At 67.7% G+C, this 8,763-nt stretch carries 7 protein-coding genes; 3 read left to right on the top strand and 4 right to left on the bottom strand.

The features are described 5' to 3' along the window. Positions 1 to 129 precede the first annotated feature (129 nt). From HUU94_RS04530 to HUU94_RS04545, 4 genes are all read right to left on the bottom strand, one after another. Positions 130 to 1,215 (bottom strand): enoyl-CoA hydratase/isomerase family protein, encoded by a 1,086-nt coding sequence (locus tag HUU94_RS04530; RefSeq protein WP_174273915.1) that lies wholly within the window; start codon positions 1,213 to 1,215, stop codon positions 130 to 132. Further along, the gene (locus HUU94_RS04535; RefSeq protein ID WP_174273916.1) at positions 1,212 to 2,354 is read right to left on the bottom strand and encodes an acyl-CoA dehydrogenase family protein; all 1,143 of its coding nucleotides are present in this window, start codon (positions 2,352 to 2,354) and stop codon (positions 1,212 to 1,214) included. The genes HUU94_RS04530 and HUU94_RS04535 overlap by 4 nt, the downstream gene beginning before the upstream one ends. 10 nt (positions 2,355 to 2,364) lie before the next feature. Then, positions 2,365 to 3,906, bottom strand: coding sequence for a CoA-acylating methylmalonate-semialdehyde dehydrogenase (locus HUU94_RS04540; RefSeq protein ID WP_174273917.1), 1,542 nt, complete (start codon positions 3,904 to 3,906; stop codon positions 2,365 to 2,367). Between the two features lie 76 nt (positions 3,907 to 3,982). Further along, the gene (locus HUU94_RS04545; protein ID WP_254601949.1) at positions 3,983 to 6,208 is read right to left on the bottom strand and encodes a transferrin receptor-like dimerization domain-containing protein; all 2,226 of its coding nucleotides are present in this window, start codon (positions 6,206 to 6,208) and stop codon (positions 3,983 to 3,985) included. A gap of 146 nt (positions 6,209 to 6,354) precedes the next feature. On the opposite strand from HUU94_RS04545, the gene gpmA reads away from it, so the two are divergent. From gpmA to HUU94_RS04560, 3 genes are all read left to right on the top strand, one after another. After that, positions 6,355 to 7,041 (top strand): 2,3-diphosphoglycerate-dependent phosphoglycerate mutase, encoded by a 687-nt coding sequence (gpmA, locus tag HUU94_RS04550; protein ID WP_174273919.1) that lies wholly within the window; start codon positions 6,355 to 6,357, stop codon positions 7,039 to 7,041. Positions 7,042 to 7,102: 61 nt separating this feature from the next. Then, complete coding sequence (gene purE, locus HUU94_RS04555; RefSeq protein ID WP_174273921.1) at positions 7,103 to 7,558, top strand: 5-(carboxyamino)imidazole ribonucleotide mutase; 456 nt, start codon at positions 7,103 to 7,105, stop codon at positions 7,556 to 7,558. Further along, positions 7,555 to 8,607 (top strand): 5-(carboxyamino)imidazole ribonucleotide synthase, encoded by a 1,053-nt coding sequence (locus HUU94_RS04560; protein ID WP_174273920.1) that lies wholly within the window; start codon positions 7,555 to 7,557, stop codon positions 8,605 to 8,607. Before purE ends, HUU94_RS04560 begins: the two co-directional genes overlap by 4 nt. Positions 8,608 to 8,763 lie beyond the last annotated feature (156 nt).

Raw genomic sequence — 8,763 nt, forward strand, 5'->3', positions numbered from 1 at the left:
CCTTGAGCCGGGGTCCCGCTGCTTGGCCGACGCTGAAGAAGAAGCGGGACCCCGGCTCAAGGCCGGGGTGACGTTTCAGCTTGAACAGGACAACCTGTAGACCCGCACTTTCGCGAGTTTTCAACAAACTCACAGCGCCAGCGGCGTCCATTCCTCGCCCGCTTCCATCGGCGCGAAGATCTGGTCGATCATATGATCGGAGACGCCTTCGAGAGTCTGGGGATCCCAGCGCGGGGCATTGTCCTTGTCGACGAGCAGGGCGCGCACGCCCTCGATGAAATCGTTGCGCTGGCAGACTCGCGCGGCGACCGCATATTCGCGCGCCATCTCCTCGGCGAAGAAGGCGGTGTCGGCGCCGTCGAGGACGATGCGCAGCGAGACCTTGCACGCCTGCGGGCTCTTGGTGGCGAGAATTGCACGCTGCTCCCGCGCCCATTCCGATCCGTCGGCGGCGAGCGCGGCGAGCACGCCCTCACAGGTTTCCGATGCGAACAGCCGATCCACATCGCCGCGCCGCGCTTCGATCGCGGCGGGTGGCGGCGTTTCCGCGGCGCGCTCGAGCAGCGCTTGCGCGTCGCCCGGCGCGGCGATCAGCCCGGCCTTGAGCTCGTCCAGCTTTTCGGACGCCATGAAATGCGTTGCGAGGCCGAGCGCCTGGCACTCCGCGCCGTCGAGCCTGCCGCCGGTCAGTGCCAGATAAGCGCCGACGCGTCCCGGCAAGCGCGAAAGATACCAGCCACCGCCGACGTCGGGAAACAGCCCGATCCCGGTTTCGGGCATCGCGAAGCGCGTCCGTTCGGTGGCGATACGGTAGCGCGCGGGCTGGCTGATACCGACGCCCCCGCCCATCGTGATCCCGTCCATGAAGGCGACGATCGGCTTGGCATAGACGAACAGCAGGTGATTGAGGCGATATTCGGTAAAGAAGAAGTGCCGGGCCGCAACGCCGTCGCCGCGCCCGCTCTCGCAGATCGCGCGCACGTCGCCGCCCGCGCAGAAGCCCCGTGACGTCTTCGGATCGCCGTCCGGCGAGGGGGCATGATCGATCATCACCAGTTCGATCGCGGGATCCGCGCGCCATGCGAGCAAGGCTTCGGTCATCGCTTCGCACATGCCGAGCGTCAGCGCGTGGATCGCCTTGGGCCGATTGAGACGCAGCCGGCCGACCTTGCCCTCGATCGAAACGAGCACTTCGTCGGTCGGCAGGCCCGTCATTGGCGCGTCAGTTCGCGCCCGACGATCATCCGCATCACCTGATTGGTGCCTTCGAGGATCGAATGGACGCGCAGATCGCGCCAGAAGCGCTCGATCGGGTAATCCATCAGATAGCCATAGCCCCCGAACAATTGCAGCGCGCGATCGGCGATCGAGGAGCCGCTGTCGGTCGCGAGGCGCTTGGCCATCGCCGCGAAGCGAGTCTTGTCGGGCGCGCCCGCGGTGACCTTGGCGGCGGCGACATACAGCAAGGCGCGCGCCGCCTCGAGATCGGTCGCCATGTCGGCGAGCGTGAACTGCGTGTTCTGGAATTCGGCGATCGCCGTGCCGAACTGCTTGCGATCCCGGGTGTAGCCGATCGCTTCGTCGAGACAGCGCTGCGCCCCGCCCAGCGAGCAGGCGCCGATGTTGAGCCGCCCGCCATCGAGGCCCATCATCGCGAAGCGGAAGCCCTCGCCCTCGCCGCCGACGCGATTCGCCACCGGCACGCGCACGCCATCGAGGATCAGTTGCGCGGTCGGCTGCGAATGCCAGCCCAGCTTGCGCTCGGGCGCGCCGAAGCTGACGCCGGGCATATCCTTGTCGATCACCAGGCAGGAGATGCCTTTGGGGCCATCCTCGCCGGTGCGCACCATCGTCACATAGATGTCGTTGACCCCGGCCCCCGAGATGAACTGCTTGGAGCCGGTGACGACATAATCGTCCCCGTCGCGCACCGCCTTGGTGCGGAGCGCCGCCGCGTCGGAGCCCGAGGAGGGCTCGGTCAGGCAGTAGCTGGCGATCGTGTCGCAGGTGACGAGGCTCGGCAGATAGCGCGCCTTGATCTCGGCGCCGCCGAAGCGATCGATCATCCAGCTCGCCATATTGTGGATCGAGATGAAGGCGCTGGTCGATGCGCAGCCATAGGCCATCGCCTCCATGATCAGCGCCGCCTCGAGCCGTCCGAGCCCGATGCCCCCGCTCTCTTCGGAGACGTAGATCGATCCGAAGCCGAGCGCCGCCGCCGCCTTGACGACATCGCGCGGGTAATGGTGCTTCTCGTCCCACTCCGCCGCGAACGGCGTGATGGCATCGGCGGTGAAGCGCCGCGCGAGATCCTGGATCTCGCGCTGATCGTCGGTGAGGTCGAACTGGGTCATCGCCGCCGCGTCAGCCCATCGTCGGGATGACGAAGGCGTCGTTGATTCGGGCGGGCCCGCCATCCTCCGCGCCGCGCGGCAGCGCCGAACCGTCGGGCCAGCGCTGCGTCACGGTCTTCACCTTGGTGAAGAAGCGCACGCCTTCCATGCCGTGCTGGTTGGTGTCTCCGAACGCCGAACGCTTCCAGCCGCCGAACGAATGATAGGCCACCGGCACCGGGATCGGCACGTTGATACCGACCATGCCGACGTTAACGCGCTGCGCGAATTCGCGCGCCGCATGGCCGTTGCGCGTGAAGATCGCGACGCCGTTGCCGTAGGGATGATCGGAGGGCAGGCGCACCGCCTCCTCGAAGCTCGGTGCGCGGACGATCTGCAGCACGGGGCCGAAGATTTCCTCCTGATAGGTCGTCATCTCCGGCTTGACGTGATCGAACAGCGTCGGCCCGACGAAGAAGCCCTCCTCATGGCCCTGCAGCTTGAAACCGCGACCATCGACGACGAGCTCGGCACCCTCGTCGACGCCCATCTGGATATAGCCCTCGATCTTCGCCTTGTGCGCGGCGGTGACGACGGGGCCGTAATGCGCTTCCTTGTCGGTCGAGATGCCGACGCGCAACGCCTCGATCGCCGGGATCAACTTGGCGCGCAGACGATCGGCGGTATCCTCGCCGACCGGGACGACGACCGGCAGCGCCATGCAGCGCTCGCCCGCCGAACCGAACGCCGCGCCGCACAGATCGTTGACCACCTGGTCGAGATCGGCATCGGGCATGACGATGCCATGGTTCTTGGCACCGCCCATCGCCTGGACGCGCTTGCCGGCGGCGACGCCGCGCGAATAGACATATTGCGCGATATCGGAGGAGCCGACGAAGCTCACCGCCTTGATATCGGGATGATCGAGGATCGCATCGACCATCTCCTTGTCGCCATGGACGACCTGGAGGATGCCCTCGGGCGCACCGGCCTCGACCATCAGCTCGCCGAGCCGTACGGGCACCGAAGGATCGCGCTCCGAAGGCTTGAGGATGAAGGCGTTGCCCACCGCGACGGCGACACCGAACATCCACATCGGGATCATGCCCGGGAAGTTGAACGGCGTGATCCCCGCGACGACGCCCAGCGGCTGACGCATCGAGAAGACGTCGATGCCGGGGCCGGCGCCCTGCGTGAATTCGCCCTTCAGCGCATGCGGGATGCCGCACGCGAATTCGACGACCTCGAGCCCGCGCTGGATATCGCCCTTGGAATCGGCGATCACCTTGCCATGCTCGGAGGAGAGGAGGTGCGCGAGCTCCTCCATATTCGCCTCGATCAGCGCCTTGTAGTTGAACATGACGCGCGCGCGGCGCTGCGGATTGGTCGCGGCCCAGCCGACCTGCGCCTTGACGGCGGCGGCGACCGCGCGATCGAGATCGGCCGAGGTGCCCAGCGGCACGCGCGCCTGGACCTGGCCGGTGTTGGGATTGAAGATGTCGCCGAACCGGCCGGCCGCGCTTGTGTCGCCGCCAACCATATGATGCTTCACTTCACGGACCGCCGTAGCCATCATGATCTCCTGGATTTCGGCGTTCCCTTCGACCGTAATCGGAGATTCGACAAGCCCTTGACGCAGCGGGCGGGTGTCAAAGCAAGGCGCGCGCCGCGTCGAGACGATCGGCATAGGCCTGAATCACCTTGGCGGTGCGCCCGGCATAGAGGTTGGCATCGTCGAAACGCCGTTCCTCGATCGCCTCGCGCACGCCGGGCAGGGTCTTCGCGCCATAGCCGGTGAAGCGCCCGGGCGCGTAGATCAGATTCTTGTACCACGGGCGCCCCGGCAGCCCGCGATCGTCGATCAATAGCTGATCGATATCGCGCAGCATCGCGTTGAGCTTCGCGCGCGCGGCGGGGGCGAGCGCCGCGCCCTTCGCAGCATAGGTGGAATCGAACGCCATCGCGCTCACCTTCAGCCGATCGACCGCATCCTCGAGCGCCGCCAGCTCGATATGCGGGGTCGCCGCATCGATCGCCGGCGCGGCGACGGGCTTGAGCGGATCGGCGGCGAGCCGGTAATCGCCGGCGCCGACCATCCTGCCGAGCCTGCGATCGGCGGCGCGGCGGGTGTCGGCGAGCTTCTCGACCTCTTCGAGATAGGTCGCGACCGTATCGGCGAAGTCGCCGAAGCGCATCGGCGGCGTATCGGCATCCGCGATCCGCAGCACCGCGCGCCCGACCGCCTTGGCCAGCGTCGCGCTGTATTTCAGGCCCGGATCGTCGAACGTCGTATAGTGATAGAAGGTGTCGTAGGCCGAGTGATAGACCCCGCCCGACTCATCCTCGCCGCCGAAGCCGAAATCGATCGCAGGCAGGCCGAGATGCTGGAGGTAGGACGAATAGTCCGATCCCGATCCCAGCGCTGCGATCGGCACGTCGCCGCCCTTCTCCGCCGCCGCGACCATCGCCGGATCGGATCGCCCGCCGCCGCCGGCGCCCGCCACGCGATAGGAGGCGCGCTGGCGATCGAGCAGGCTGGCGCCCGTCTCGGGATCGCTGACGTCGCTCGCGATGCCGTTGGCGAAATGCTGGAAATCGTGGCTGCCCTCGGCGTGGAAGAAGCCGCGGCCGATATTGTCGCTGTTGAGATAGACGACCGCCTTGGCCTTGAGCTCGGCGGCATGGTCTTCGGCCCATTCGGTCGAGCCGAGCAGCCCCGGCTCCTCGCCGTCCCAGCTCGCGTAGACGATCGTGCGCGCCGGCCGCCAGCCTTGCTTGAGCAGGCCGCCGATTGCCTTGGCCTCGCCCAGCATCGCGACATGGCCCGAAAGCGGATCGGCCGCGCCGAACACCCAGCCGTCGCGATGATTGCCGCGCACCACCCACTGATCGGGCGTCCGCGCGCCCGGCACCATCGCGATGACATTGTACAGTGTCTTCATCGACCAATCGGACTTGACCGCGAGATGGACCTTCACCGTATCGTCGCCGCCGAAATGATAGGTGAAGGGCAATCCGCCACGCCAGCCGCCCGGCGCCACCGGCCCGCCGAGCCGCGACAGCAGCTTGCCCGCGTCGCCGTAGGACATCGGCAGCGTCGGGATCTTGAGGATCGTCGTGGCCGTCGCGCGCGTCAGCCGCTTGGCGCTGGCGGTCGCGCCGATGCCGGGCGTCAGCGGATCGCCCGGATAGGTCGTCATGTCCTGCACCGATCCGCGCTGGACGCCGTTGGCATTGCGCCAGCCGCCCTTCGGATAGACGTCGCCGCGGCCGTAGCCGTCGTCGGCGGGATCGGAATAGATGATGCAGCCCGCAGCCCCATGCTCCTGCGCCAGCTTGGGCTTGAGCCCCCGCCAGCCACCGCCGTAGCGCGTGATGACGATCTTGCCTCTCACGTCGATCCCGGCGCGGGCGAGCGCCTTGTAATCGTCGGGCATGCCGTAATTGGCATAGACCAGCGGTGCCGTGACATCGCCGTCGCCCTGGTAGGCGACATAGGGCGGCAGCGCGGCCGAGAGATCGGCAGTGCTCGGATCCTCGGCGACCGCGGGCTCCTGCCCGCCGAGCGCGACATGCTCGGGCGCGATCATCTCGACCGTGGTGGAGATCGGGGTGGGGTAGAGCACCTGAAAGGTCTCGATCCTCGCGTTCCAGCCCCATTGCCTGAACAGGCCGAGCACCATCTCGGCATTGGCCTTGTCGTGCGGGCTGCCGACATGGTTGGGCTGCGAGGATAAGGTGCGCAGCCAGTCGGTCAGTTCGGCGGGATTGATCTGGCTGTCGAACGCGCTCTCGATCGCCTTCTGGCCGATCGGCTGCGCTACCGCGTTCGCCGCCAGCGCCATCGCGCACACGCCCGCCAGCATCCGCTTCATCATGCTCGTCCCCTTGTTTCTCGATGGAGGGTGCGTCAGCGCGCGACGGCTTGCAACCGCGATCTCGGTGAGACCTTGCGAAGGGGTGACGCGCGCGACCGTGGCGGCTAGAGCGCTCGCTTCCTAGCTGGAGACGGTCCGCCCGCATGCCCACGCTCGTCCTCATCCGTCATGGCCAATCGGCGTGGAACCTCGAGAACCGCTTTACCGGCTGGTGGGACGTCAACCTGACCGACAAGGGTATCGAAGAGGCCGAGGCGGCGGGCGCGCTGATGGCCGCGAAGGGCCTCGATTTCGACCGATGCTTCACTAGCTTCCAGACGCGCGCGATCAAGACGCTCGATCTCGCTTTGGAGGCGATGGGGCGGCTGTGGCTGCCGGTGGAGAAGGACTGGCGGCTGAACGAGCGCCATTATGGTGGCCTCACCGGGCTCGACAAGGCGGAAACCGCCGCCCGGCACGGCGACGATCAGGTCAAGATCTGGCGCCGCAGCTTCGATACGCCGCCGCCGGTGCTGGAGGCGGGCGGGCCGTTCGATCTGGCGGCGGATCGCCGCTACGCCGGCATCGCCATTCCCGCGACCGAAAGCCTCAAGGACACGATCGCGCGCGTCCTGCCCTATTGGGAGAGCCGCATCGTACCCGTGCTGAAGCAGGGCGAGCGCGTGCTGATCTCGGCGCACGGCAATTCGCTGCGCGCTTTGGTCAAGCATCTCTCGAACATTCCCGATGCCGAGATCACCGGGCTCGAAATCCCGACGGGGCAGCCGATCGTCTACGAGCTGGACGAGGGTCTGGCGCCGAAGGATCGCTATTATCTGAGCGAGCGGTGAGGCTTATTCCCGCGAAGAAGGAGGTTGGCGCGTCGTGACCGTCCCCCTCGTCGGCATCGTCATGGGCAGCCGCTCCGATTGGGCGACGATGAAGCGCGCCGCCGAGACGCTCGATGCGCTCGGCGTCGCGCATGAGGCGAAGATCGTCTCCGCGCACCGCACGCCGAAGCGGCTCTACGATTATGCGACGGGCGCCGCCGATCGCGGTCTCAAGGTCGTCATCGCGGGCGCGGGCGGCGCGGCGCATCTGCCCGGCATGCTTGCCTCGATGACGCACCTGCCCGTGCTCGGCGTGCCCGTCCAATCCAAGGCGCTGTCGGGGCTCGATAGCCTGCTGTCGATCGTCCAGATGCCCGGTGGCGTCCCTGTCGGCACGCTGGCGATCGGCGAGGCGGGGGCGGTCAACGCCGGGCTGCTCGCCGCGCAGATACTCGCGCTGGCCGATCCGGCGCTGGCGGCGCGCGTTGCGGCGTGGCGCGCGGAGCAGACCGCGCAGGTGGACGAAGCCCCCGAATGATCCCGCCGGGGTCGACGATCGGCATCATCGGCGGCGGGCAGCTCGGCCGGATGCTCGCGATCGCCGCCGCCAACCTCGGCTATCGCACGCACATCTATGCGCCCGGGACCAGCGGCCCCGCCACCGAAGTCGCCGCGCAATGGACGCGCGGCGCGTATGAGGACGCCGATGCCGTGGCGGTGTTCGCGGCGCAGGTCGATGTCGTCACCTATGAGTTCGAGAATGTCGTGGTGGAGGCGATCGCCGGGCTGGCGGGCATCCGGCCTTCGGCGCGGTCGCTCGAAGTCTCGCAGGATCGCGTCGCCGAGAAACGTTTCGCCGAGGGGCAGGGCGGGCGGCCCGCCCGCTGGCGCGCGGTTTCCTCGGCGGCAGAGCTCGATGCGGCGCTGGCCGAAATCGGTGCGCCGGCGATCCTGAAGACGCGCCGCTTCGGCTATGACGGCAAGGGCCAGGCGCGGATCGGCGCGCCCGGGGAGGCGGCGGCTGCGTGGGAGGCGATCGGCGGGGCGCCCGCCGTGTTGGAAGCCATGATCGCGTTCGACGCCGAATTCTCGATCCTGCTCGTGCGGGGGGCGGATGGCGGCATCGTCGCCTGGGATGCGGTGGAGAATGAGCATCGCGAGGGCATCCTGCGGCGGTCTTCGGTGCCCGCTGCCGGTCTCATCGCCGCGCAGGCCGCCGAGGCGCAGGCGCTCGCCGCGCGGCTGGCGGGCGCTCTCGATCATGTCGGCGTGCTCGCCTGCGAATTTTTCGCGACCGCCGATGGCCCGATCTTCAACGAGATGGCGCCGCGCGTGCACAATAGCGGGCATTGGACGATCGAGGGTTCGCTGACCTCGCAGTTCGAAAACCATATCCGCGCAATCTGCGGCCTGCCGCTGGGATCGACCGCGCTGACCGGGCGCGGCGCCGAGATGCGCAACCTGCTCGGCGACGAGGCCGAGACGTGGGCCGCCATCCTAGCCGATCCCGCCGCGCACCTCCATCTCTATGGCAAGGGCAAGAGCCGCCCCGGCCGCAAGATGGGGCACGTTACGCGGGTTTGGTGACGCGGTAGGTTCAGGGGTTAGACGCGACAGAGTAGCTGGAGTTTATCCTGTTGAGGTTGAACTGTCGTCACCCCGGCCTTGAGCCGGGGTCCCGCTTGTTCTTCAGCGTTGGCAGGTAGCGGGACCCCGGCTCAAGGCCGGGGTGACGGTCAGCTT

The sequence above is a fragment of the Sphingomonas bacterium genome, from assembly GCF_903644055.1.
In the GTDB taxonomy this organism is placed as follows: Bacteria; Pseudomonadota; Alphaproteobacteria; order Sphingomonadales; family Sphingomonadaceae; genus Sphingomonas_I.

Coding starts and splice junctions, on each gene's coding strand:
- HUU94_RS04560 (WP_174273920.1), top strand. CDS start 7,555: ATGATCCCGCCGGGGTCGACGATCGGCATCATCGGCGGCGGGCAGCTC.
- gpmA (WP_174273919.1), top strand. CDS start 6,355: ATGCCCACGCTCGTCCTCATCCGTCATGGCCAATCGGCGTGGAACCTC.
- purE (WP_174273921.1), top strand. CDS start 7,103: ATGGGCAGCCGCTCCGATTGGGCGACGATGAAGCGCGCCGCCGAGACG.
- HUU94_RS04530 (WP_174273915.1), bottom strand. CDS start 1,215: ATGACGGGCCTGCCGACCGACGAAGTGCTCGTTTCGATCGAGGGCAAG.
- HUU94_RS04545 (WP_254601949.1), bottom strand. CDS start 6,208: ATGAAGCGGATGCTGGCGGGCGTGTGCGCGATGGCGCTGGCGGCGAAC.
- HUU94_RS04535 (WP_174273916.1), bottom strand. CDS start 2,354: ATGACCCAGTTCGACCTCACCGACGATCAGCGCGAGATCCAGGATCTC.
- HUU94_RS04540 (WP_174273917.1), bottom strand. CDS start 3,906: ATGGCTACGGCGGTCCGTGAAGTGAAGCATCATATGGTTGGCGGCGAC.